This window comes from Primorskyibacter flagellatus, from assembly GCF_900176485.1.
GTDB lineage: Bacteria > Pseudomonadota > Alphaproteobacteria > Rhodobacterales > Rhodobacteraceae > Primorskyibacter > Primorskyibacter flagellatus.
The window spans coordinates 121,156-146,235 of sequence record NZ_FWYD01000003.1 but is presented as its reverse complement, the minus strand read 5'-3'; the positions used below and the strand labels follow the sequence as shown (position 1 = coordinate 146,235).

The 25,080-nt window shown below is 61.3% G+C and carries 23 protein-coding genes; 17 read left to right on the top strand and 6 right to left on the bottom strand.

The window, feature by feature from the left end:
* Positions 1–3: 3 nt before the first annotated feature.
* Together B8991_RS06130 and B8991_RS06125 are read right to left on the bottom strand one after the other, a co-directional pair.
* The gene (locus tag B8991_RS06130; protein WP_084351442.1) at positions 4–1,236 is read right to left on the bottom strand and encodes a biopolymer transporter ExbB; all 1,233 of its coding nucleotides are present in this window, start codon (positions 1,234–1,236) and stop codon (positions 4–6) included.
* Positions 1,237–1,313: 77 nt separating this feature from the next.
* Positions 1,314–1,841: a gamma-glutamylcyclotransferase gene (locus B8991_RS06125; RefSeq protein ID WP_084351439.1), complete on the bottom strand. Its 528-nt coding sequence runs from the start codon at positions 1,839–1,841 to the stop codon at positions 1,314–1,316.
* Positions 1,842–1,907: 66 nt separating this feature from the next.
* On the opposite strand from B8991_RS06125, the gene B8991_RS06120 reads away from it, so the two are divergent.
* Positions 1,908–2,882, top strand: coding sequence for a DUF2125 domain-containing protein (locus B8991_RS06120; RefSeq protein WP_084351436.1), 975 nt, complete (start codon positions 1,908–1,910; stop codon positions 2,880–2,882).
* Positions 2,883–3,376: 494 nt separating this feature from the next.
* Entirely contained in the window at positions 3,377–4,678 is a 1,302-nt protein-coding gene (locus tag B8991_RS06115; RefSeq protein WP_143514503.1) for an acetylornithine deacetylase/succinyl-diaminopimelate desuccinylase family protein, read from the top strand.
* Positions 4,679–4,807: 129 nt separating this feature from the next.
* Here B8991_RS06115 and panC read toward each other — a convergent pair whose 3' ends face one another.
* Both panC and panB read right to left on the bottom strand, forming a co-directional pair.
* Complete coding sequence (panC, locus tag B8991_RS06110; RefSeq protein ID WP_084351434.1) at positions 4,808–5,668, bottom strand: pantoate--beta-alanine ligase; 861 nt, start codon at positions 5,666–5,668, stop codon at positions 4,808–4,810.
* Complete coding sequence (panB, locus tag B8991_RS06105) at positions 5,665–6,504, bottom strand: 3-methyl-2-oxobutanoate hydroxymethyltransferase (RefSeq protein WP_084351431.1); 840 nt, start codon at positions 6,502–6,504, stop codon at positions 5,665–5,667. Before panB ends, panC begins: the two co-directional genes overlap by 4 nt.
* 160 nt (positions 6,505–6,664) lie before the next feature.
* Here panB and B8991_RS06100 point away from each other — a divergent pair, with 160 nt between their 5' ends.
* From B8991_RS06100 to B8991_RS06070, 6 genes are all read left to right on the top strand, one after another.
* Positions 6,665–8,143: an ABC transporter substrate-binding protein gene (locus tag B8991_RS06100; protein ID WP_084351428.1), complete on the top strand. Its 1,479-nt coding sequence runs from the start codon at positions 6,665–6,667 to the stop codon at positions 8,141–8,143.
* A 156-nt stretch (positions 8,144–8,299) separates the two neighbouring features.
* Positions 8,300–9,244, top strand: coding sequence for an ABC transporter permease (locus B8991_RS06095; protein WP_084351425.1), 945 nt, complete (start codon positions 8,300–8,302; stop codon positions 9,242–9,244).
* The gene (locus B8991_RS06090; protein WP_084351422.1) at positions 9,241–10,068 is read left to right on the top strand and encodes an ABC transporter permease; all 828 of its coding nucleotides are present in this window, start codon (positions 9,241–9,243) and stop codon (positions 10,066–10,068) included. The genes B8991_RS06095 and B8991_RS06090 overlap by 4 nt, the downstream gene beginning before the upstream one ends.
* A 26-nt stretch (positions 10,069–10,094) precedes the next feature.
* Positions 10,095–11,702, top strand: coding sequence for an ABC transporter ATP-binding protein (locus tag B8991_RS06085; RefSeq protein ID WP_084351419.1), 1,608 nt, complete (start codon positions 10,095–10,097; stop codon positions 11,700–11,702).
* A 284-nt stretch (positions 11,703–11,986) separates the two neighbouring features.
* Complete coding sequence (locus B8991_RS06075) at positions 11,987–12,727, top strand: SDR family oxidoreductase (protein WP_084351413.1); 741 nt, start codon at positions 11,987–11,989, stop codon at positions 12,725–12,727.
* Between the two features lie 79 nt (positions 12,728–12,806).
* A complete protein-coding gene (locus B8991_RS06070) occupies positions 12,807–13,805 on the top strand; it encodes a P1 family peptidase (RefSeq protein WP_084351410.1) in 999 nt (332 codons plus the stop codon).
* 159 nt (positions 13,806–13,964) lie between these two features.
* On the opposite strand, the gene B8991_RS06065 is transcribed toward B8991_RS06070, so the two are convergent.
* Positions 13,965–14,765, bottom strand: a complete 801-nt coding sequence (locus tag B8991_RS06065) for an SseB family protein (RefSeq protein ID WP_084351407.1) — start codon at positions 14,763–14,765, stop codon at positions 13,965–13,967.
* A gap of 187 nt (positions 14,766–14,952) precedes the next feature.
* Positions 14,953–15,546, bottom strand: a complete 594-nt coding sequence (locus tag B8991_RS06060; protein WP_084351403.1) for a uracil-DNA glycosylase family protein — start codon at positions 15,544–15,546, stop codon at positions 14,953–14,955.
* A gap of 276 nt (positions 15,547–15,822) precedes the next feature.
* Here B8991_RS06060 and B8991_RS06055 point away from each other — a divergent pair, with 276 nt between their 5' ends.
* The 9 genes from B8991_RS06055 (at position 15,823) to B8991_RS06015 (ending at position 24,929) form a co-directional block, all read left to right on the top strand.
* Positions 15,823–16,482 carry an ABC transporter ATP-binding protein gene (locus B8991_RS06055; protein ID WP_084352171.1) on the top strand — a complete coding sequence of 220 codons (660 nt, stop codon included), beginning with the start codon at positions 15,823–15,825 and terminating at the stop codon, positions 16,480–16,482.
* On the top strand, positions 16,460–18,064 hold the full coding sequence (locus B8991_RS06050; RefSeq protein WP_084351400.1) for a KpsE/RkpR family capsule polysaccharide export protein: 1,605 nt from the start codon (positions 16,460–16,462) through the stop codon (positions 18,062–18,064). Before B8991_RS06055 ends, B8991_RS06050 begins: the two co-directional genes overlap by 23 nt.
* A gap of 48 nt (positions 18,065–18,112) precedes the next feature.
* On the top strand, positions 18,113–19,606 hold the full coding sequence (locus B8991_RS06045) for a phosphomannomutase/phosphoglucomutase (protein ID WP_235866559.1): 1,494 nt from the start codon (positions 18,113–18,115) through the stop codon (positions 19,604–19,606).
* Positions 19,607–19,794: 188 nt separating this feature from the next.
* Entirely contained in the window at positions 19,795–20,715 is a 921-nt protein-coding gene (locus tag B8991_RS06040; protein WP_084351398.1) for a manganese-dependent inorganic pyrophosphatase, read from the top strand.
* A 219-nt stretch (positions 20,716–20,934) separates the two neighbouring features.
* Complete coding sequence (locus tag B8991_RS06035; protein WP_084351395.1) at positions 20,935–21,807, top strand: TIGR01459 family HAD-type hydrolase; 873 nt, start codon at positions 20,935–20,937, stop codon at positions 21,805–21,807.
* A 102-nt stretch (positions 21,808–21,909) separates the two neighbouring features.
* A complete protein-coding gene (locus B8991_RS06030; protein ID WP_084351392.1) occupies positions 21,910–22,353 on the top strand; it encodes a MaoC family dehydratase in 444 nt (147 codons plus the stop codon).
* 120 nt (positions 22,354–22,473) lie between these two features.
* The gene (locus tag B8991_RS06025; protein WP_084351389.1) at positions 22,474–23,406 is read left to right on the top strand and encodes a bifunctional riboflavin kinase/FAD synthetase; all 933 of its coding nucleotides are present in this window, start codon (positions 22,474–22,476) and stop codon (positions 23,404–23,406) included.
* Positions 23,403–23,882, top strand: coding sequence for a YcgN family cysteine cluster protein (locus B8991_RS06020; RefSeq protein WP_084351387.1), 480 nt, complete (start codon positions 23,403–23,405; stop codon positions 23,880–23,882). Before B8991_RS06025 ends, B8991_RS06020 begins: the two co-directional genes overlap by 4 nt.
* A gap of 3 nt (positions 23,883–23,885) precedes the next feature.
* Positions 23,886–24,929, top strand: a complete 1,044-nt coding sequence (locus tag B8991_RS06015; protein ID WP_084351384.1) for a threonine aldolase family protein — start codon at positions 23,886–23,888, stop codon at positions 24,927–24,929.
* Positions 24,930–25,080: the final 151 nt, after the last annotated feature.

The window sequence follows — 25,080 nt, the reverse complement described above, 5'->3', positions numbered from 1 at the left end:
GGATCAGCTTTCCTCCCTGCCGCCACGCGGTTTGGGCAGGGTTTCCGTGGGCCGGAACCTGGCGTGGGCAGGCTCGGCTTTCGGGGCCGCCAACTGTTGCAATATGCGATTAAGCCCCGCCAGATCGGTGCGCAACTCGGCCATGCTTTCCTGTCGTCCGGCGGCGATTTCCTCAAGGATGCGCAGCATCTGCACGTCGATCGAGCGCAGACGCATCCGGCTTTCGGCATCCAGACCTTCGCTGACGCCTTTTCCGTGCATGGCTTCGACCAGCCTTTCCTGCCCCTCGGCGACCCGCAACAGCGCTGTGGTCGACGGGCTTGACGATTCGACACGTTCGGTCATGCGTTCCACCGCATCCACCAGCCGTCCCAGCTTGTCGTCAACCTCGGATCGGCTCTCATTGGAGGCCGCAAACATCTCTTGCAAGCCCAGCATCTGTTCCGCGATCTGGTCGAGCGCGTAAGCGCCACCGGCCGATGTTCCGGCACCTTCGCCGTCGCTGTCGCCCGAGGCGAAGCCAAGACGGGTGATCGACGATAGCCATTCCTCAAGCTCGCGGTAAAACCGGTTCTGACCGTGACCCGCGAACAGCTCCAGCAAGCCCACGACAAGCGACCCGGCCAGCCCCAGAAGCGACGACGCAAACGCCACGCCCATGCCGCCCAGTTGTGACTCCAGCCCGTTCATCAGCCGCGAAAACAGATCCGCGCCGCTTTCGCCCTCTTGCGGCACAAGCGAACGAATGGTGTCGACCAGCGCAGGCACGGTGGTCGCAAGCCCGTAGAACGTGCCCAGAAGCCCCAGAAAGATCAGCAGGCTGACGATATACCGCGTGATTTCGCGCGCCTCGTCGATGCGGGTGGCAACCGAATCCAAGATCGAGCGCGTTGATGCCGTGTTGATCTGCATCCGGCGCCCGCGCATGCGCAGCAGCGTGGCCAGCGGTGCCAGAAGCAGCGGTGCCTTGCGGGACTCGCGCTCGGTGACGAATTCCTCGATCCACCGGACCGAGTTGATAAGCTGTCCGACCTGCCAGAAACATGCCAGCACGCCAAGGCCAAAGACAAACAGGATAAAACCGTTCAGATAGAGGTTCGACTGGAACACCGGCAGAACCCGCGGCAGCGCAAGGAACGCCCCCGCGCCTGTCAGGCCCAGCACCACAAGCATCAGGATCACCTGCCGGACGGGCTGCGAGAAATGTGCCTGTGCCTCTAGGTCCGGCTGCTCCATCTGGGCGGTTCCTGCCATCGTTCTACAACGCTTTTATCGGCCAGACCGTAGTGCGGATGCCCTTGCAAGCCAAGCGGTTATCCACATAGCGACCTGACGCGGTTGGAAAGCCATTGCAGTTCTGCATCGCGGATGCCGATCTCGTCCAGATGGCGGGCCGTGTTGTACAGATATTCGCTGTTGGGTCCCCGACCGCCATGCGCCCGTGCGATGATCTGCGCCTGCTCTTCCAGTGGCAGCGCACCGCAATATTGCACATGGTCGGCGTCGATTACATAGGTCACGGCGGTCACCTGCCGACCATCGGCAAGCTGAACATCCAGCATCTTTTCCAGATAGGCAGAAGAGACCAGCTCCCGCTCGCGCAGATAGGCCAAGACCGCGTCCCGGTCCCCGCCCGCCTGCAAGGCAACACCCGAACAGGCCGCTCCGGTGGTCTCGTCCAGCGCCAACACCAGACCGGGGTCCTCTTCGGTGCCGCGGTGGTGGATAGAGCGCATGCAAAAGCTGCGTGAATACCCCGGCAGCGTTGCAGGTTCCTGGCGCAAAACCTCGAAACCGGGGTTCCAAAGCAGCGATCCGTAGGCGAAAACCCATAATGTCATGTCGTCTGGTCCTTGTCGCATGGGCGCTGTAAACACCATTCCGGACGGGCTGAAAAGGGGACGGCAATGAAACGCTTGTTGATCGCAGTGATCGTTGGCGGGCTGGCATGGTCGGGCTGGTGGTTCTACGCCGCCAATCAGCACAAGGCGGCACTGGAAGCCTGGTTCGAGGCCCGTCGCGCCGATGGCTGGGCCGCAGAGTATCAAAGCCTTCAGGTGCGCGGTTTCCCCAACCGGCTGGATGCCACCTTCACCGAGCTTGTTTTGGCCAATCCCGACAGTGGCACGGTCTGGCGGGCGCCGCTGTTCCAGATCCTGATGCTCAGCTACAAACCGGAACATGCCATTCTGGTCTGGCCGCACAGCCAGACGCTCACGCTCTCTGGAACCGACTGGACCATGGACAGCGAGAGCATGCGCGCCAGCGTCATTCTGGAAGGCGACGCGGCACAAAGCCTGTCCCGTGCGAATTTCGAGGCGGAGGTGCTGAACCTCACTTCCGACCAAGGTGCTGCGGCTATGGCCGCGCTGAACATCGCACTGGCAGATACCGGCCCCGAGCTTTACCGGATCACCGCCTCGGCAACGGGCTATGCCCCCGGCGGCCCGCTTCCCGCAGACCTGCCCCTGCCCGACAGCCTGTCGGCGCTGCGTGCAGACCTGACCCTTGCGTTGAACGCTCCGCTGGGCCTGACGACGCTTGAAGCTGGCCCGCCTCGCCCCACCCATCTGGACCTGCGTCTTGCCGAGGCGATCTGGGGTGGGCTGGAGCTGAAACTGGCAGGCGCGGCCGACGTCACCGCATCGGGGCACCTTGATGGCCAGATGACAGTGCGCGCCGTCAACTGGCGCGAGATGATGCACCTTTCGTCGATATCGGGAACTCTACCGCAGGGGGTTGCCGGAATGCTGGAACAGGCCTTGGATCTGGCCTCGAACCTTTCGGGCAATAAAAACACATTGGATCTTACGCTTGATTTCAAGCGCGGACGGACCTGGCTCGGAATGATCCCCCTCGGTTCGGCTCCAAGGCTTCGTTAAGTCAAGCGCCATCGCTGTCAAGCAACCCTGTCGCGCTGCAATAATGCCCAACGCCCCTGCCTGTTTCTCATCGGCAAAAATACTCCGGGGAGCGCGAGGGGCCGGCCCCTCGCCCCAAAGCAGATCGACATAAGTTTGTCGCCAGACCAAACCGAACTAGCGGATATTTGTCGGGTGAATGTGACCGCATCCAATTGCAAAGACTGCCCGGCTACCCTGGCTTTGCAGGTCCCTCCACCCGCGTTAATCCGGCCTGTAAATTGGCGGCTCGGCACTCCCAGCCTATAAGACGACCGAACGAGGTTCTTCTAGAAGCTCGATCGCGACACTCGAAACGCCGTCCGCAAGGCCCCGGATCAAGTCCGGGGCGATGGCGAACCGCAAGCTGCCAACGCAATCCCTCCCGGCAAACCAATCCCAGACACGCCTCTCTTGAACCTTGCACCAAAGGCAGAGACACTGGACATCACACCCCAACGTTCGGGAGGCATTTCATGGCGGATATCAGCACTGACATTGATCTGGGCGCGCACCTTTCTGGCCGGATCGACGGCATGCGGGACGCGTTGATCGCCCTTGCTCAGGATCTGATCCGCATTCCCACGCTGAATCCACCGGGCGAGAACTACGCTGCAATCTGTGACTATCTGGATCGGCGCCTGAAGGCGTCCGGCTTTGAAACGCAACTGATCCGTGCGACCGGTGCGCCCGGAGACAGCGACCGCTTTCCGCGCTGGAACATCGTGGCCCGTCGCGAAGGCGCGCGGGCCGGGGATTGCGTGCATTTCAACAGCCACACCGATGTGGTCGAGGTCGGCCAGGGCTGGACCTGCGATCCGTTCGGCGGCGAACTGCGCGACGGGCGCATCTACGGTCGCGGGGCCTGCGACATGAAGGGCGGGCTCGCCACCTCCATCATAGCGGCCGAGGCGTTCATTGCCGAATGCCCGGATTTCGCCGGTGCCATCGAGATTTCGGGCACGGCGGATGAAGAATCCGGCGGATATGGCGGTGTGGCCTATCTCGCCGAGCAGGGGTTTTTCGCTCCGTCGCGTGTGCAGCACGTCATCATCCCCGAACCGCTCAACAAGGACCGGATCTGTCTAGGGCATCGGGGCGGCTGGTGGGCCGAGATCGAGACCAAAGGCGAGATCGCACATGGCTCCATGCCATTTCTCGGCGATTGCGCGATCCGCCATATGGGTGCGGTCCTCGACGCCTTCGAGGAGACACTTTTCCCTGCCATGGCGGCGCGATACACTGAAATGCCCGTGGTTCCGGATGGAGCCAGACAATCCACCATGAATATCAACTCGGTCCATGGCGGCCAACCCGAACAATCGTCCGATTACACCGGCTTGCCCGCTCATTGTGTCCCTGACAGTTGCCGCATCGTGATCGACCGCCGCTTCCTGATCGAGGAAAACGTAGACTCCGTGCGGACAGAGATCACCGAGCTTCTAGAGGGGCTGAAAGCCACGCGCCCGGACTTTGACTACACCCTGCGTGAGATCAACCGCGTGATCCCGTCCATGACCGATCGCGCGGCACCCGTCGTCACCACGGTAGGGGCCGCAATCCGCTCGGTGATGGGCAAAGACCCGACCTATGTCGCCTCTCCCGGCAGCTATGACCAGAAGCATATCGACAGGATCGGCAAGCTGAAGAATTGCATCGCCTATGGCCCCGGCGTGCTGGAGCTCGCCCATAAACCCGACGAATGGATCGGCGTCGATGACATGCTCGACAGCGCCAAGGTGATGGCCCATAGCCTCCGCACCTTGCTCGCGCCCTGACCCCCGCGCGGCCGCCACGATCTAATCAGGCACCCCGATAGGGGACCTGCCCCTCAATTCTCATTGGCCAAAATACTCCGGGGAGCGCGAGGGGCTGGCCCCTCGCTCCCGGACTTTCCAGATTTGCCGTCAGTCGAGACGTGGCGGGACCGCGATATTGTCGATCAACCGAACTCCGGCCAGCCACGCCGCCGCCAGCAGGCGTGCAGGACGGTCGGGCGTATCCAGAACCGAAAGATCGTCACAGGCGCGCAGATCGAAGTAATCCATTTCGGTAAATCCCGCGCGTAGAATCCGGGCTTCAGCGGCGGCTTTCAACTCACCGAAGGCCTTTCCCCGCGACAAGCCTTCGGCCACATCCTGCATCACCTCGTGCAGCATCGGTGCAGGGATCCGCGCGCGGTCGGACAGCAACAGGTTGCGCGAGGACATGGCCAGCCCGTCCTCCTCGCGGATCGTCGGGCAGCCCACAACCTCGACCGGAATATCCAGATCGCGCGCCAAACGTCTGACGACCTGCAATTGCTGGTAATCCTTTTCACCGAAAAACGCCTTGTCGGCCCCGGATTGCAAAAACAGCTTGGTGACGACTGTCGCCACACCGTCGAAATGTCCGGGCCGATGCGCCCCGCACAGCACATTCGTCAGCCCTGCGACCGACACAGTCGTGGCAAAGCCATCGGGATACATCTGCGCGCCATCAGGAACGTACAACACGTCCACCTTGAACGGTGCCAATTTCGCGGCATCACCCTCTTCAGTCCGGGGGTAATTCTCCAGATCCTCGGGGTTGTTGAACTGCTTGGGATTGACGAACAGCGTCACCACGACCCGGTCGCATACTTCCTTTGCCGCCCGCACGAGGCTGAGATGCCCCTGATGCAGCGCGCCCATCGTTGGCACCACCCCGACAACCTCTCCGGCGGCCTTCCAGCCCAGCACAGCCGTCTGCAAATCCGTGCGGCTGCGCAGGATCGGCACGCCGCTCATGTATTGGGTGCTTTCACGGGCGTCGTGTCGGCAAATACATGCTCTGGCGCAGGGAAATCCCGTGCGCGGACCTCTTCGGCATAGGCAGCAACGGCAGCTTCTGCATCCTCTCCCAGCGTGGCATAGCGTTTCACGAATTTCGCCTTGAAGGCCGTGAACAGCCCCAGCATGTCATCGACGACAAGGATCTGGCCGTCACAGCCCGCCGATGCCCCAATGCCAATCGTCGGGATCGGAATGTCCGCCGTGATCCGGTCCGCCAGCCCCTGCGGCACCTTTTCCAGCACCACTGCGAAGGCACCGGCCTCCGCGACGGCGCGCGCATCCGCCATCACGGCCTCGCCTTCCGCGTCGCGCCCCTGCACACGGTAACCGCCCAGCGTGTTCACCGATTGCGGGGTCAGCCCGATATGCGCCATCACCGGAATGCCGCGCGCGACAAGAAAGCCGATGGTGTCGGCCATGGCCTGCCCGCCTTCCAGTTTTACCGCGCCTGCGCCGGTCTCGGCCATCAGCCGCGCTGCATTGCGGAATGCCTGTGCCGGGCCTTCCTCGTAGGATCCGAAGGGCATGTCGATCACCATCATCGCCCGTTCCAATCCGCGCTCCACCGCCTGCCCGTGCAGGATCATCATCTCCATGGTCACGCCCAGTGTCGAGGGCAGCCCGTGCAGCACCATACCGACGCTGTCGCCCACCAGAACAAAGTCGCAATGCGCGTCCATGACCTGCGCCATCGGGGTGGTGTAGGCGGTCAGGCTGACCAGTGGTACGCCGCCCTTGCGCGCCCGAATATCAACGGGCAACGGTCTGTTCTTGGCTGCTGTGGCGCTCATCCTGGTTTCCTCCGCCTGAGATGCTGCATGTGCGAAATAACAAATCCTGCACCATCTTGCTACTGCACAAATGCAGCATCCGCTTGATCATGCTGCGATTCGCGTCAACACTCATTGTTGACAGGGGACCTTACGGCCCAAGACAGCGGAGTGAGCGACGATGAAGCGACTGAACCTCGGGGCCCTTGCGGCCATTTCAATCTGTGCAGGCGCGGCGGTTCACGCGGCCCAGACCGACATCACCGTTGCCATGCAACTGGAGCCTCCGCATCTTGATCCGACCAGCGCGGCCGCTGGCGCTATCGACTCGGTCCTGTATTCCAACGTCTTCGAAGGCCTGACACGGTTCGACGCAGATGGGGCCGTCATTCCCGGACTGGCCAGTGACTGGGAGATTTCCGAAGACGGGCTGACCTACACCTTCCATCTGCAAGAGGGCGTGACCTTCCACGACGGCACAGAGTTCGAGGCAAGCGACGTCAAGTTCAGCCTTGATCGCGCGCGGGCCGAGGACAGCACGAATGCCCAGAAAGCCCTGTTCGAATCCATAGATTCGGTCGAGGTCGTGGATCCGCTGACCGTGCGCGTCACGCTCAGCCAACCCATCGGCGCGCTTTTGTTCAATCTGGCATGGGGCGACGCGGTGATCGTAGCGCCCGAAAGCATCGACGAGATCAAATCCCGTCCCATCGGCACAGGCGCGTTCAAATTCGTCAACTGGGTGCAGGGCGACCGGATCGAGATGCAGCGCAATACCGACTACTGGGGTGACGCCCCCGCGCTGGAAACGGCCACATTCCGCTTCATCTCGGACCCGTCCGCCGCCTTTGCCAGCGTCATGGCAGAGGATGTGGACGCTTTCGTCGGCTTCCCCGCGCCGGAAAACCTGCCACAATTCGAGGCTGATCCGCGGTTTCAGGTCCTCGTCGGATCCACCGAGGGCGAAACCATTCTGGCGATGAACAACAAGCAACCGCCCTTCGACAACCCGCTGGTGCGCGAGGCCGTGGCCCATGCCATCGACCGTCAGGCGATCATCGACGGTGCGATGTTTGGCCTGGGCACACCCATCGGCACGCATTTTGCACCGCACAACCCGGATTATGTCGATCTGATTGATCTGTCGAATTATGACCTTGAAAAATCCCGGCAGCTGCTGGCAGAGGCCGGGATGGCCGATGGCTTCACCACGACGCTGAAGCTGCCGCCGCCCTCTTATGCGCGGCGCGGCGGAGAAATCATCGCAGCGCAATTGCGTGAGGTCGGCATCCAGACCGAGATTACCAACCTGGAATGGGCGCAATGGCTCGAAGAGGTGTTTCGCGGCAAGAATTTCGGACTGAGCATCGTCAGCCATACCGAACCAATGGATATCGGCATCTATGCCCGGCCCGACTATTATTTCCAATACGGCAAGCCGGAATTTGCGGCGATCATGGAGACGCTCAATGCCGAAACCGATCCGGACGCCCGTTCTGCCCTGCTGAAAGACGCGCAGCGCTTGATTTCCGAGGATCACGTCAACGGCTACCTGTTCCAGCTGGCCTTTCCGACCATCGCCAATGCCAAGATCGAGGGGCTTTGGAAGAACCAGCCGACACAAGCCACAGATCTGACCGGGGTGCGCTGGACGGAATGACTGCTTCCGTTTTCATCCGTTCCCTCGTTCCTACGCGCTTGACCGCGCGCCAGCGCGACCTGCGATCGCGCGGCTGGCCCGCAGCCTTGGCGCGACCTGATCCAGCCGCCGCGTGGCAGTGGCGCGTCGCGTTGCCGTCCAGCACCGCATGACCCGATGCTGACATATCTGCTCAAGCGCCTGACCTCCTTGGTGATCTCGCTGCTGGTCGCCAGTCTGGTGATCTTTCTGGTCGTCGAGGTGGCCCCCGGTGATCCGGCCTCGTTCATGCTGGGGCTGAACGCCCAGCCCGATACCGTGGCCGCGCTGCGGGCAGAGCTTGGGCTGGATGTGCCGAAGTTCGCGCGGTATTTCGCTTGGCTGTCGGGCATGATCTCGGGCGATTTCGGCATGTCCTACACCTACCGCACGCCCGTGGCGCAGATGATTGCCGACCGGTTCTGGGTCTCGATGCCATTGGCGCTGATGGCGTTGGCACTTTCGACCTTGATCGCCTTTCCCGCCGGGCTGTTCGCCGCCGCTCGTCGCGGCAGTGCAGGCGACATGGGCGTTATGGGGGCCACGCAGTTGGGTGTCGCGATCCCGAATTTCTGGTTCGCGATGATGCTGGTGCTCGTCTTCGCCATCAACCTGCGCTGGTTTTCAGCTGGCGGCTTTCCGGGCTGGGACGATCCGCTTTTGGCGCTGAAGGCGCTGACCCTGCCCGCCATCGCGCTTGCCCTGCCGCAAGCCGCCATCCTGACGCGGGTGATGCGCTCTGCGTTGCTGGATATTCTGGGCGAGGATTTCATGCGCACCGCCCGCGCCAAGGGGTTAAGCGCGCGTCAGGCGATCTGGCGGCATGGATTGCGCAACGCCCTGATTCCGGTCCTGACCATCATCGGACTGCAATTCTCGTTCCTGCTGGCGGGTGCCATCATCATCGAGCAGGTGTTCTTTCTGCCCGGTCTTGGACGGCTGGTCTTTCAGGCCATCACCCAACGCGATCTGATCGTGGTAGAATCCGTGGTCATGCTGCTGGTCTTTGCGGTGATCGTGGTGAATTTCGCGGTTGATCTGGCCTACGCCGCCGTCGATCCAAGGCTGAGGGCGCGGACATGACCCTATGGTACAGCCGCAACCTCCTGCTCGGCGGCACGCTCAGCCTGTTCTTCGCGGCGCTGGCGCTGATTTCCTTCGTCTGGACGCCTTTTGACGTCGAAAGCCTGAACATCGCCGCAAAGCTGAAGCCACCGGGCGCGAGTTATTGGCTGGGGACGGATCATTTTGGCCGCGATGTGTTTTCGATGATCATGGTCGGCGCGCGGACATCCATTGCGGTGGCGCTTGTCGCGGTGGGCATCGGCATGGGGGTGGGCGTCCCGCTGGGATTGACCGCCGCGGCGCGCAAAGGTGGCTGGCTGGACGAGGTCATCATGCGCGGCAATGACCTGATCTTCGCCTTCCCCAGCCTTGTCATCGCGATCCTGATCACCGCCATTGCCGGGCCGGGGGCCATCAACGCGATCATCGCCATCGGCATTTTCAACATCCCCGTTTTCGCCCGTCTGACCCGCGGTGCGGCACTCAGCCTGTGGGAGCGTGAATTCATCCTTGCCGCCCGCGTCTGCGGCAAGTCCCGGACCCGCATCAGCGTGGAACACATCCTGCCCAACGTCACCAACCTGCTGATCGTGCAGGGCACCATCCAGTTCAGCCTTGGCATCCTTGCCGAGGCTGGCCTTAGCTATGTGGGCCTTGGCGCGCAGCCGCCGACGCCCAGTTGGGGCCGGATGCTGGCAGAGGCGCAAACCATGGTCAGCTTTGCGCCGCATCTGGCGCTGGTGCCCGGCCTTGCCATCGTGCTGACCGTGCTGGGGCTGAACCTGATGGGCGACGGGCTGCGCGACGCGCTTGATCCGCGCATCCGGGTGGCACGGACATGACCGGTTCCGCGCCTTCCGCGACACCTATGCTCATCCTTGATGGGGTGAATGTGGCGATCTTTGGCAAGACGATCCTGAAAGACGTTTCACTGACCCTCCGGCGGAAGGAAATTTTGGCGCTCACCGGCGAGAGCGGATCCGGCAAGTCGATGACCGCCCTTGCAGTCATGGGGCTGTTGCCCGGACGGATGCGGGCGACCGGCACCCTTCGACTGGATGGTGCAGACCTTCTGTCCAGGACCGAAGCGCAGATGTGTCGGATTCGCGGCAATGAAATCGGCATGGTTTTTCAGGAACCGATGACAGCACTGAACCCGGTGCAGACCATCGGTGATCAGGTGGCCGAGACAATCTTGATCCATTCGGCGGCTGACCGCCGGGCCGCGCGTACCCGCGCGGCAGAGGTGCTGGCGCGTGTCGGCCTGCCGCAGGACCGCTTTCCGCTTGGCCGCTATCCGCATGAACTGTCCGGCGGGCAGCGCCAGCGTGTCGTTATTGCAATGGCCATCGCCCTGCGCCCCAAGCTACTGATCGCAGACGAGCCGACGACCGCGCTGGACGTCACGACGCAGGCGCAGATCCTTGACCTGCTGAAGAGTCTCGTCCGCGAAGAAGGCATGGCGCTGCTGATGATCACCCATGATCTGGCCGTGGTCAGCGACATGGCCGACCGAATTGCCGTCATGCAACACGGCAAAGTGGTCGAAACCGGGCCGACGTGCCAGCTTTTCGCGCGTATGGAACACCCCTATACAAGGCAACTATTTGCAGCTTCCGGCCACCGCGTGTCGCTACCGCCGCAGCCATCCGCCGCCCGACCTCTGCTGGAGGTGCACTCGGTATCGCGCGATTATCCTTTGCCGCGCCGCATTCCGTTTGCACCGCGCAAGACGTTTCGCGCCGTCGATAACGTCAGCTTCACTATGCGGCAGGGGGACCGCGTCGGTCTTGTCGGCGAAAGCGGATGCGGAAAGTCCACGCTGACCCGCGCCATACTGGGCTTGGAGCCGGTGCAGGAAGGACAGATCGCGCTGGACGGCGCGCCGGTCTTCTCGCACGGCCGACCCAATCCAGAGGTCCGCCGCAAGATGCAGGTCGTCTTTCAGGATCCTTATGGCAGCTTCAACCCGCGTCACAAGGTCGGCAAGCTGATCTCCGAGCCATTTCATCTGCTACCCACCAAGCCGGATACATCCGAGCGTAGAGACCGCATCGCCCAGGCGTTATCCGCAGTAGGACTGTCGCCCGACGACGCCGATAAGTACATCCATGCCTTCTCCGGCGGACAGAGGCAGCGCATCGCCATTGCGCGCGCGCTGATCATCCGGCCGGAACTGATCATCTTCGACGAGGCGGTCTCGGCGCTGGATGTCCGGGTCCGTGCGCAGATACTCGACCTGATGGCCGATCTGTCGCGGCAATACCGGCTCAGCTATCTGTTCATCAGTCACGACCTGTCCGTGGTTCGCACGATCACCGACCGCGTTCTGGTCATGCAGAACGGCGAGATTGTCGAGGACGGTCCGACCGGACAGGTCTACACGAACCCGCAGCATCCCTATACACGGCAATTGCTGGACGCCGCCCCCCGCCTGCCGGACATCACCCCGGAAATGCTCCATGTCCCTGCCTGACTTGCCTTACGGTCTCGCGCCTGTGCTGATCGAAGACTCCGGCCGTCCGGTCGTTGGGAGCCTTGCCAATAGCCCCCTTCGGACGACAGCATTCTATGCGACGGTACATGCCGGGGTGCCGCAAAGATCGACGCCGCGCTGTCCGCCGCGCAGACGATGTTTCAACACAAGACCCGCAAGCAACCGTTTTCCCCGCTCTTGAACCTCGCCCTTGCTTGGAACATCTTGGCGTTGATCGGCTGGGTCACCCTGCGTCTGACCTGTCCTGACCAAAGGAGGCTTCCATGCGGCTTCGCGACAAGACTGCCATCGTCACCGGTGCCGGATCCGGCTTCGGCACCGGGATCGCGCGTAAATTTGCCGCCGAGGGTGCCCGCGTCATGGTGGCCGACATCAATGCGGATGCGGCCGCGAAAATTGCCGATGAGATCGGTGGCGTGGCGCAAACTGTTGATGTGACCGACGGTGTGAGCGTCAATGCGATGATCGCTGCGGCTCAGGCCAGTTTCGGCAAGATCGACATTCTGGTGAACAATGCCGGCGTCACGCACCTGCCCGCAGCTATGGAGGATGTGACGGAAGACGATTTCGACCGCGTCTTTGCCGTAAACTGCAAGGCGATCTACCTGACCGCCCGTGCATCGGTGCCACTGATGAAGGCGCAGGGAACGGGTGTGATCCTCAATATCTCTTCCACCGCAGGCCTGTCGCCGCGCCCCCGTCTGAACTGGTACAACGCATCCAAGGGCTGGGTGAACACGGCAACCAAGGCGATGGCGGTAGAGCTGGCCCCCAAAGGCCTCCGCGTCAATGCGCTGAACCCTGTCGCGGGCGAGACGCCGCTTTTGGCCAGCTTCATGGGCGAGGACACGCCCGAGATGCGCGCGAAGTTCCTGTCGACCATCCCGATGGGTCGCTTTTCCACCCCCGAAGACATGGGCAATGCTGCGGCCTTCCTGTGCTCTGACGAGGCCGGGCTGATCACCGGCGTCTGCATGGAAGTCGATGGCGGGCGCTGCATCTGAACGACGACACACCCGCACCGCGCTTGACGCGGTGCCTTTTGTTCAGCGGGCCATCGCCCGCCTATCACGGAGCTGTTCCATGACCCCCGGACCGCGAAACCTGATCACCGATGTCACCGGCCTGCGGGTCGGCAACGCGCAGGACGAGGTGCTGAAATCCGGCACCACGGTGCTGACGGCAGATGCGCCTTTCGTGACCTCCTACGCCGTCATGGGCGGTGCGCCCGGCAGCCACGAGACGGACCTTCTGGAACCAGACAAGACCGCCCCTGCCGTCGATGCGCTGGTGTTGTCGGGCGGATCGGCTTTCGGCCTTGCGGCCGCGACCGGCGTGATGGAGGCGCTGCGGACTGAGGGGCGTGGCTTTGCAGTTGGGCCTGCGCGCGTGCCCCTGGTGCCTGCCGCGATCATCTTTGATCTGGTGAATGGCGGGCGCAAGGATTGGACAGAAAACCCGTACCCCGCTTTAGGGGCACAAGCCTACGCGGCAAGGAATGAGATGTTCGAACAGGGCAGCTTTGGTGCCGGAACCGGTGCGCTGACCGCGATGCACAAGGGCGGGCTGGGATCAGCCTCGCTGGTGCTGGACAATGGCGTGACGGTGGGCGCGCTGGTGGCCGTCAACCCGATGGGGTCCGTCACCACGGATGGAGAGCAGCATTTCTGGGCCGCCCCGTTCGAGATTGGGACAGAGTTCGGCGGGCTGGGCCCGGATTTGCGTAGCGGGTTGGGGCGAAAGACCGACAGCCGGAAGATGGCGTTGATCGGAGGCGTCCAGGGGGCGAACACGACCATCGCCATTGTTGCCACCGATGCCGCCCTGACCAAGACACAGGCCAAACGCATGGCCGTGGCCGCACATGACGGAATAGGTCGCGCCATCGTGCCGGCCCATGCGCCGGTGGATGGCGACTTGGTATTCGCCGCATCCACTGCAGCCCGGCCGCTCGAAGACCCGTTAGGGGGGCTGGCCGAGATTGGACACGCCGCCGCGCTTTGCCTGTCGCGGGCCATTGCACGGGGTGTCTACGAAGCCGAGCCGAAGCAGGGCGACGCGCTGCCGTGCTATCGCAGATAAAGAACAGCCCCAGGAATGGCCACCGAAGCGAGGGGCCAGCCCCTCGCACTCCCCGGAGTATTTTTGCCAAGAAGAAAGAGACTGATGAGCCTGGCTGGAACCGCGTTTTTGCAATTTTGACAGCATGATCCGAGATTCTGGGAGCCCGCGTGCGATTGGTTACCGCAGGATTGGCGGTTTTTCAGGGTCCGAACCCGGCGCTGCCGGAGCATCTTGACAGCGAGACTGCGAAGGTTGTGGTGCGGGCAGGTCAAACGGGCGGGCGAGCGGTATCAGACGCCCAAGCATCGGGTCATCCTGCGCCAGAAAGACGACATCAAGTGCGCCGGCTTCGACCCCAGAAAAGGTGAGCGCTTGATTGACCGCGCCAGCGAGCGCGTGCTCGGCTCCCTGCTCTGCCCCCGCGAATGCCAGAAGGTGAGTTTTGCGGCTGTCATCATAGGTGACGCCGACCAGATAGGCGGCCTGCGCCAACCCCGCCGCGCTGGCCAGCTTGGTATCAAGCGCCGTGTTCAGCGCCTCGGGCACATCCGTGGGGGCGTGGAATTGGCGCGGTCTGCCTTGCGCGGTCTGCGGTGCGTGGGCAAGGGTTTGCGCCAGCCAGTCCACCGCCTGAGGAGGAAGCAACATGGATGACGGCGCGGTTTCGAGGTTCAAGCCCAGCCCGAGATTTCGGCCCGCCAGAAGTCCGGCAATGGCCCGACCCGGCAGGGCTGCGTAGGGTACGGCCCGGCCGACAAACCCCGCAAGCCGATCTTCGCGATCAAAGATGAGAACGAAGGAGTTGTCTGAAATCTCGAAGATCTCCGGCGAAAGAGAGCCGCCCTGTGCCTCTTCAGTCAGCATCAGGAACAGTTCTGTCGAGGCGAGCGTCTCGAAGAAGCTTAGACGCAAGGTGTCGTCCTGCGGCGCGGCCTGCATGCGCTCGTGGGCGACGTCGAGCGGAGTGGTCTCAGTCATCCCGAACCTCATTCTGCTTTGGCACGGATCCGACAAGGGGGTGGAACCGGCACACTACTTCGCGACGATGTAGTCCGCCCTTGGCTTTGCAACAAGAGGAACCTGTCTGGCACTTCGTCGCGTCAGAAATCCTGAGGATCGCCTGAAATCCATAGGCACATCCAAGTCGCGAGTGTTGTCTGATCGCCTAAGCCAGGACATTTTTCACCGCAGCCTGCAATTCCGGAAGAAGTTCGGTCTCAAACCACGGGTTGCGCTTTATCCAGGCATTATTGCGCCACGATGGGTGCGGCAGAGGGAACGTGGCCGGGGCGTGGCTGCGCCATCCGGCCACCACTTGCGTCATCGGCGCGGTTGAACCGAGATGTCGCCGGATTGCGTAGGCCCCGACAATCAGGGTCAGACTGACCTTACCGATTTCTTGCAGGGCGCGGTCGTGCCATGTTTCCCAACAGATCGGCGGTGGCGGCAGATCCGCGCCCTTGGCATCATAGCCGGGAAAACAAAACGCTGTCGGCAGCACGCCGATCCGGTCAGTGTCATAGAACGTGTCTTTGTCGATCCCCATCCAGTCACGCAACCGGTCACCTGAACGGTCAAAAAACGGCAAGCCGGTTTCGTGCACTCGCTTGCCGGGTGCCTGTCCAGCAACAAGTATGCGAACGCCCGGCTGGAACCAGGCAACGGGACGTGGCGTGTGGCGCGTGGCAGTGGCAAGAAAACGCTCTTTGCAGATCGAGCAATTGCGGATCTGCTCGGTCAAGGGCGGGTTAGTGGCCATATGGGCGGCTTGGCGTTGTGCGGTGCATTTTCAGATCATCGTTGGATTTTCTTGACCTGAATCGTATCGCGCCGACTGGTTTTTTCAATGTCAGGCAAGAAAGAACGCCGTGCCAACGTCGCCTGCGCCGCGTTTGTACGTCTGCAATCGAAACAATTCGTCAGGATGTTGCCAATTGATCAACCAAACCGTCATAATATGGGCCGTATACACGCCTGGTTCGTGCAATATGGTCAGGCACCATACAGGCAAAGCGCATTTGCGCCGGAGCATTCGATGCTGGAATTCAACAATGTGAGCAAGTCCTTCTGGACCGGCACACAACGCAAGGTAATCCTCGACAAGGTCTCGTTCCAGGTTCCCTTGGGCGAAAGCCTGGGCATTCTCGCGCCGAATGGCACCGGCAAGACGACGTTGATCAAGATGATGGCAGGGCTGGAAAAACCCGATGAGGGGGAAATTCGCCGCAGCTGTCGGGTGTCGTTTCCGCTTGGTTTCATGGGCGGCGTGGTGGGCAAACACTCGGCGATGGAAAATTCGCGCTACATCGCGCGGCTTTACGGGCTGGACCCCGACTATGTCGAAGCCTTCTGTCGTTGGCTCTGTGGGCTGGAGGAGTATTTCGACCAGCCTCTGGGGACATATTCAGCGGGCATGCGGTCGCGGTTCACCTTTGCATTGATGCTGGCACTGGATTTTGACATCTACCTGATCGACGAGGGCATGCCGAATTCGACGGATGTGGCGTTCAATCGCAAGGCAGGCGATCTTCTGGCGGAAAGATTGCGCACAACCACGATCATCATCGTCTCGCACCAGGCCAAGGTGCTGGAGAAATTCGCCCGGAAGGCTGCCGTCTTGATGGATGGCCAGCTACATATGTTTGAAACCTTGGAAGAGGCGAAGCAGCTTTATGACTACGAAACCCAAGGCTAGAAAATTTCGCATTCCGCAGCGGCCTGTGCCCCGCAATGCGCCGGAGCCAGATGCTGTTGCCGAAGACGCAGCCCCTGCGCCGACAGAGCAGGAAACAGAAAACCCGCTGGGCTCGACCGATCTGGAAGAGATCCACAAAGAAGGGCTGACCGGCCGACAGTTGCGCATGGCGCGCCGACTTGCGCAGAAACACGGGCTTGCGCCGCCCACGGACCACGATGCCGTGCGGCTGCTCCGCATCAAGGGAATTGATCCGTTTTCCCGCGTCAACACGCTGGAGCTGGTGATGGCGGGCCGCGCCCCAGATGCAGAAGGCGATGGCGGGGCAGGTCAGCGGCCATCCGGGAAAATACCGCCGGACGACCGCGTGCAACTGCCTCAAACCCTGCCCGAAAAAGGCAATACCCTGCCCTCGACCGAGATCAGCCCGGCCGAACGCCGCTCTCGCGAGATCATGAAGGTTCAGCGCGACATCGCAAAACGACGACGGCGGCGGACCGCCCTGTTGTTGACGCGGCTGGCTTTCTTCGTGCTGCTGCCGACGATTCTGGTGGGCTACTATTTCTACAATATCGCCACGCCCATGTACTCGACGAAATCCGAATTTCTGATTCTGAAATCCGATGGCGGTGGCGGTGGCGGGTCAAGCTTTTTCAGCGGCACACAATTCGCGACCAACCAGGACGCGATCGCGGTTCAGTCCTATCTGCAATCCAAGGACGCCATGCTGCGGCTGAATGAGGATGAAGGGTTCAAGGCGCATTACAGCGATCCGGCAATAGACCCGATCCAGAGGCTGGAAAGTGATCCGTCCAACGAGCAGGCCTACAAGGTCTACAAGCGCAACATCGAGATCGGCTATGATCCCACAGAAGGCGTGATCCGGATGGAGGTGGTGGCCGCAGACCCGGTCCTTGGCGCTGAATTCAGCCGCGCCCTGATCGCCTATGCCGAGGAAAGGGTCGATAACCTGTCTTTGCGCAAGCGGTCCAATGCCGTGCAGGATGCTGAGCAGGCCCTGGAAAAGGCGCAAGCCGAACGGCGCAACGCCCAGGAACGGCTGGTTCGAATGCAGAACGAAGGGCAGATCCTTGATCCCGAGGGGCGCATTGCGGCTCTGCGCGGGCAGATCAACAATATCGAGGTGCTGTTGCAGGAAAAGCAGCTGGAACTTCAGGCGCTTCTGGACAATGCCCGCCCCAACAGCAGCCGGGTCGAGGGATCGCGCGCCGATGTGCGGCGGCTCGAAGCATTGCTGGCGGACCTCAGATCGCAGATGACGGCAACGGTTTCGGGCGAAAACTCATTGGCCGAACTGGCCGTGCAAATTCAACTGGCGCAGGCAGATCTGGCCGCCGCCAACGAAGTGCTGCAATCGGCATTGGTCACGCTGGAAACGTCACGGCGCGATGCCAGCAGTCAGGCACGCTACCTGACAACCAGCGTTGTGCCGGTCGCCTCCGAAGACCCCAGCTATCCGCGCAAATTCGAAAACACCGTGTTGGCATTCCTGATCTTTGGCGGGATTTACCTCATGATCTCTCTTACCGCGTCGATCCTGCGCGAACAGATTTCCTCATAACCGAACCTGCGGTCCCGATGCGGCACCCGACATCCAGAAAGTGATCCCATGAAGCCATTGGAAACCGTGACGCCCAACTGTTGGGCGTTTCTCAGCCAGCCGATGATCGCACCAACCGGCTTTCGCGAATATGACGCGCGGTGGAAATACCCGTCAGAGATCAATCTGCCCGGCATGACGGCGCTCGGCCTGGGGTTGGGCACGCAGATGCACGCGCGCGGGATCGCTCCGGTGATCGCCGTGGGGAACGACTACCGGGCCTATTCGCAAGAAGTGAAGAACGCCCTGATTCTGGGGCTGATGCAGGCCGGTATCAAGGTGCTGGACATTGGTGTGGCCGTGTCTCCGATGGCCTATTTCGCACAGTTTCATCTGGATGTGCCTGCGGTGGCGATGGTCACCGCGTCACATAATCCGAACGGCTGGACTGGAGTGAAAATGGGGTTTGAACGCCCCTTGACCCATGGTCCCGAAGAAATGGCAGAGCTGCGCGATATCGTGCTGGAAGGCCGCGGCGTCGCAGCTCCGGGTGGCTCATGGGAGGTGGTTGAAGGCCTGCGCGAGGCCTATCTCGACGATCTTGCTGGCGACTTCCGTCTCAGTCGGCCGCTGCGCGTGGTTTGCGCCACCGGCAATGGCACTGCAGGTGCCTTCGCACCCGACTTGCTCCGCCGTATCGGTGCCGACGTGGTCGAAAGGCACTGCACGCTCGACTATACTTTCCCCCATTACAACCCCAATCCCGAAGCGTTGGAGATGCTGCATGACATGGCAACCTGCTTGCGTGACAACAACGCTGATCTGGCGCTCGGTTTCGACGGTGACGGTGACCGTTGCGGTGTCGTGGATGACGAAGGAGAAGAAATTTTCGCCGACAAGATGGGCGTGATCATGGCGCGCGATCTGTCAGGGCTGTATCCGGGTGCCATGTTCGTGGCAGATGTGAAATCCACCGGCCTCTTCGCCTCTGACCCCGTGCTCCAGAAGAATGGCGCGCGGTCCGATTATTGGAAAACCGGCCACAGCCACATGAAACGACGCGTGAAAGAGCTGGGCGCGCTGGCCGGTTTTGAAAAATCGGGCCACTACTTTCTGGCCGAACCCTTGGGCCGCGGCTATGATTGCGGGCTCCGCGTCGCCGTTGAGATCTGCAAGCTGATGGACCGCAACCCCGACAAGAAAATCTCGGATCTGCGCCGCGCTCTGCCGCAGACATGGACGACCCCGACACTGTCGCCCTTCGCCGCCGATACGCAAAAGCGCGACATCCTCGCCCGCATCGTCACCCGACTGGAAGAGATGACAGAAACAGGCGGCACCTTGGGCGGGCGGCCAATCTCCGGTATCGTCACCGTGAACGGCGCGCGCGTATTGCTGGAAGACGGCAGCTGGGCGCTGGTCCGCGCCAGCTCCAATACTCCGAATCTCGTGGTCGTCTGCGAAAGCACCAGAAGCGAGGCGGATCTGCGCGCAATCTTCGAAGATATCGACGCAATTATCCGAACAGAACCGGACGTCGGCGCCTATGACCAAACCTTCTGACACCGCCCCTCTTCTTCTTGGCAAAAATACTCCGGGGAGCGCGAGGGGCTGGCCCCTCGCTCCGCTCCGTGCGCAATCACAAACCTGACCGACTGCAATGTCGCACCCCGGCAGCGACGGGTGACAAGCCTCCAGCGCTTGCCTATAAGGCGCGCAAATTGCCTTGGGACATCAAGAGGACGCATGACATGACCACGCAGGTTTTTGGCCACAAATCTCCCGACACCGACTCGACCGGTTCGCCGATCATCTGGGCCTGGTATCTCAATGAGGTGAAGGGCGAGGCTGCGGCGCCCAAGCTTCTGGGCGAACCCAATACCGAAGCCGCCTTCATGCTGGAACGCTGGAACCTCGACAAACCCGAAATCATCTCGGACGTGGCCGAAGGCGCTCCTGTGATCATCGTCGACACCAATAATCCCGCCGAACTGCCCGAAGGCATCAATGCGGCGGATATCGTGGGCATCATCGACCACCACAAGCTGGTCGGCGGCCTGGAAACCAAGGGCCCGATCGACATCACCGTGCGCCCGCTGGCTTGCACCGCCACGATCATGGTCGATCTGATGGGCAAAGACGCCGCAAAGATGCCCGACGCCATCAAAGGTGCCGCGCTCAGTTGCATCCTGTCGGACACGCTGGAATTCCGCTCGCCCACCACAACCGACCATGACCGCGCCGTGGCCGAGACCCTGGCCGAGCAACTGGGCATAAATATCTCCGAATATGCCGCCGAAATGTTTGCGGCCAAATCAGACGTCAGCGAATTTTCAGATGCCGAGCTTCTGCGCATGGATTCCAAGGAATACGGTGTCGGCGACACAAAATTCCGGGTCTCGGTTCTGGAAACCACCGCGCCGGCGCAGGTTCTGTCGCGCAAGGACAGCCTGATGGCAGCAATGACCGACGTGGCCAAGGAAGACGGCGTCGATCAGGTGCTGTTGTTCGTCGTGGACATCCTGAACGAAGAGGCGACGCTGCTTGTTCCGAACGATCTGGTGAAGGCCGTGGCCGAAAAGAGCTTTGACGCGTCAGTCAACGGTGACACAGTCGTGCTGCCCGGCGTAATGAGCCGCAAAAAGCAGATCATTCCGAACCTCAAGGTCTGAACCACCAGGATTTCAGAATTGCATCAGGGTGCCCGCGGGTGCCCTGTTCGTTTTCAGCACGTCAATGCAGCCACCCGCTCCGTTCTGAGGACTTCTGAACGGATCGTGCGCGTTTCAGACAAAACACCTTGTGCGCGGAGTTTTGCAATGGTGTGGTCAAACCGCGCGGGCTACGGCATAGATCGGTGAACATGATGCTGTCACCGAAAGGCCCCTTCCATGACCCAGATCATCTCTGCGCTTTCCGAGATTTCCGATACCTATGACGCGATGTTCGTGGACCTTTGGGGATGCGTGCATGATGGCATAAAGGCCCTGCCGGACGCGGTCGCGGCATTGCAGGCTTACCGGCAGCGTGGTGGCGCGGTGGTTTTGCTGACCAACGCCCCAAGAGCCCGCAACGAGGTTGCAAAGCAGCTTGAGAAATTTGGTGTGCCGACAGATGCCTATGACACAATCGCCACGTCGGGCGATTCCGGTCGGGCTGCGATGTTTCGCGGTGCCGTCGGCCGCAAGGTCTGGTTCATCGGCCAGCCCCATGACCTGAGCTTTTTCGACCCGCTGCATCTGGTGGAAGATCCGGTCGAGATTGTCCGGGTGGAACTGGATGAGGCCGAAGGCATCGTTTGCTGCGGCCCCGAGGACCCCCTCGCCGATCCCGAGGTCATGCGACCCGAGTTCCTGATGGCCAAGACCAAGGGACTGCCACTTCTTTGCGCCAATCCCGACATCATTGTTGACCGCGGGGACCAGCGCGAATGGTGCGCAGGGGCACTTGCCAAACTTTATACTGAAATGGGTGGCGAGAGCCTCTATTTCGGCAAGCCCTACCCGCCGATCTATGATCTGGCGCGGCGCAGATTGGCGGAACTTGGCAAGGATGTGGCCGATTCTCGCATTCTGGCGGTCGGGGACGGCGTCTTGACCGACATTCAGGGCGCCATGGGCGAAGATATCGATTCGCTGTTCATTTCCGGTGGGCTTGCGGCAGAAGAGACCAAAACCTCTCATCAGCCCGACGAATCGGCGCTGAAAACCTATCTCGAAAAGGAACAGGTTTCTCCAACCTATACTATTGGACAGCTTCGCTGACCTTAAAAAGACTTGCTTTTCTGCGACTGCGAAGTAATAAAGTTTCCCAGAAGGGCGACTTATCGTCTGAATATTACAAGGCAGTTTGCCATGGAGGGCCGGATGTTCGACAATTTGCCTCGCGGAACCATCTGCATCGAAGATATCGAGATGGGGATGACACGCCACCTGCGCAAACAGGTGACCGATCGCGATATCGAGCTGTTCGCCGAGGTCTCCACCGACCGGAACCCTGTGCATCTGGATGATGACTATGCGCAGGATACAATATTCGAGGGCCGAATTGCACATGGCATGCTGACCGCCGGGTTGATCTCTGCGGTGATTGGCGAACAATTGCCCGGACATGGTACTGTCTATATGGGTCAGACGCTGAAATTTCTCGCACCTGTGCGTCCCGGCGACATGGTTTATGCAGAGGTCAAAGTGGCCGGGATTGATCATGGCAAGCGTCGTGTGACGCTGGAATGTCACTGCGCGGTCGATGGCAAGAAGGTCCTGATCGGTGAGGCTGTCGTTTTGGCGCCGTCACGCAAGTTCGACTGACCGAAGGTACAGCTTTTGCGGCATGACGCATGGCAGCCGGCCCGTCACAGACGCCCATAGTTGGCCGCGACGACACATCTCTCGCTTGAACACGACGCGCGGGGCGGATAGGCCAATCGGATGAGGATCATCCGCGACTATCAGTATGTAGCCCCTGAAGATCGCGGCGCCAGCGTCGCTATCGGAAATTTCGACGGCGTGCATCTTGGGCACCAAGCGGTGATCCGGATGGCACAGGAGGCCGCGCCGGATGCGCCCTTGGGCGTATTGACCTTCGAGCCGCATCCGCGTGAATATTTCGCCCCCGAAAGCCCGCCTTTCCGGTTGATGCGTCGCACGGCGCGCACCTCGCGTCTGGAAAAACTGGGGGTTGAACGGCTGTATGAGCTGAATTTCAACGCCGCTCTCGCCTCTTTGACGCCTGATGAATTTGCCCGCCGCGTGATCCATACGGGGCTTGGCCTTCGGCATGTCGTGGTTGGCGCGGATTTCTGCTTTGGCAAAGGCAGGTCGGGCAATGTCAGCGATCTACAACAATTCGGGCGGCAAATGGGCTTCGGCGTGACGGTAGCTAAACTGCTGGAAGGCTCAGGCGGGCAGGTCTCCTCGACCGCGATTCGCACGGCTTTGTCAGAGGGCCGCCCGCGTGACGCGGCGGCGCAACTGGGCCACTGGCACCGAATCGAAGGCCGCGTCATCGGCGGCGAACAACGTGGCCGGGTTCTGGGCTACCCAACGGCCAATATGTCCATCGACGGGCTGCACCGGCCAAAATTCGGCGTCTACGCAGTGCTGGTAGACGTATTGGACGGTCCTCATGTGGGGCAGTATCACGGCGCTGCATCTATCGGGATCAGGCCGATGTTCAACGGCGAAAAACCCAATCTTGAAACCTTCCTGTTCGATTTTTCAGGCGATCTATACGGCGCAACGCTGTCCGTCGGGCTGGTGGAATTCCTGCGCGGCGAAGAGAAATTCGAAAGCCTGGACGCTTTGATCGCGCAGATGGACGAGGACTGCGTCCGGGCACGCAAAATTCTGGTTCAGGCATGAAGCCGGCCAAGGACCCCATCGACCGGACTGGTTTGGCTCCACGCTTCTGGGAGACCAAAGGCTTGCGGCAGATGACGGTCGCGGAGTGGGAGGCGCTCTGCGACGGGTGCGGCAAGTGCTGCCTGAACAAGCTGGAGGACGAGGATACCGGCCATGTAGAGCTGACCCGCGTTGCTTGCCGGCTGTTTGACGACACCACCTGCCGTTGCGCAAAATACGAGATCCGCCACCAGTTTGTACCTGAATGCATCGTGCTTAAACCCGAAAATATTGACAGTCACGCCTATTGGATGCCGCGCACCTGTGCCTACCGGCTGCTATGGGAGGGCAAGCCACTATACGATTGGCATCCGTTGATTTCAGGGGATCCCGACACGGTTCATGCCGCGGGCGTGTCGATGCAACATCGCACCGTCCCGGAGTTCGAGATCGACGAAGACGACTGGGAAGACCACATCATCGAGGAGCCGATCTAGAAGATGTATTTCGCATCAGACAATTCCGGCCCGGTCCCGCAAGAGGTGCTGGACGCGCTCGCAGAGGCGAATTCCGGCTATGCGATGGGCTATGGCGACGATCCACTGACCGCCGAGGTGCAGACCCGCATCCGGGAGATCTTTGAAGCACCGCAAGCAGCGGTCTACCTTGTCGCGACCGGCACGGCCGCCAATGTATTGGGTCTGGCAACGGTCACGCAGCCCTGGCAGACGATCTTCTGCACCCCGGTGGCCCATATCCATCAGGACGAATGCAATGCGCCGGAATTCTATACCGGCGGCGCGAAACTGACGCTGGTCGGCGACGGGGACCGGATGACGCCGGAAACCTTGCGCGCGGCGATCGAGGCCGAGGGCAATCGGGGTGTGCATGGACCACAGCGGGGCTGTGTCTCGCTGACCTCAGTCACCGAATGCGGCACCGTCTACGGGCTGGACGAATTGCACGCGCTCGCCGCTGTCGCCAAGGGTTACGGCCTGCCCGTGCATCAGGATGGTGCGCGGTTCGCCAATGCGCTGGTGGCGCTGGACTGTTCCCCTGCTGAGATGACATGGAAGGCGGGCGTCGATGTGCTGTCCTTCGGTGGCACCAAAAACGGCCTGATGGGTGCCGAGGCAGTTGTCCTGTTTGATCCGGATCGCGCGCAGGAATTCGAATATCGGCGCAAGCGCGGCGGTCATCTGTTTTCCAAACACAGATATCTTTCAGCGCAGATGGCAGCCTATCTGACGGACGATCTGTGGCTGCGCCTCGCGCGCTTGGCCAACGAGCGGGCGGCACAGTTGGCCCAGGGGCTGCGCGACTGCGGCGTGGACTTTGCCTTTGAACCTGCCGCGAACATGGTCTTTGCACAGCTGACCCGCGCGACGCATAAACGCCTGCAAGACGCCGGTGCGATCTATCACCTGTGGGAAGGCACGCAGGAAGGTAACGACCCCGACGAATTCCTGACCGGCAGGCTGGTATGCGACTGGTCCCTGCCAGAGCAAGATGTCACAAGATTTTTGACCGTCCTGAAGGGCTAGTTGCAATATCCTCAAAGGACACAATGCATGGCGTTGACTGCCCCCTGACGCGTATTGCAGACAGCGGACTCAACCAGATGTCGATGTATGCCCGGAGACGGCAATAAATATGGCATCAACGCGCGCGATTCTGCGATCATGTCCAAAATGC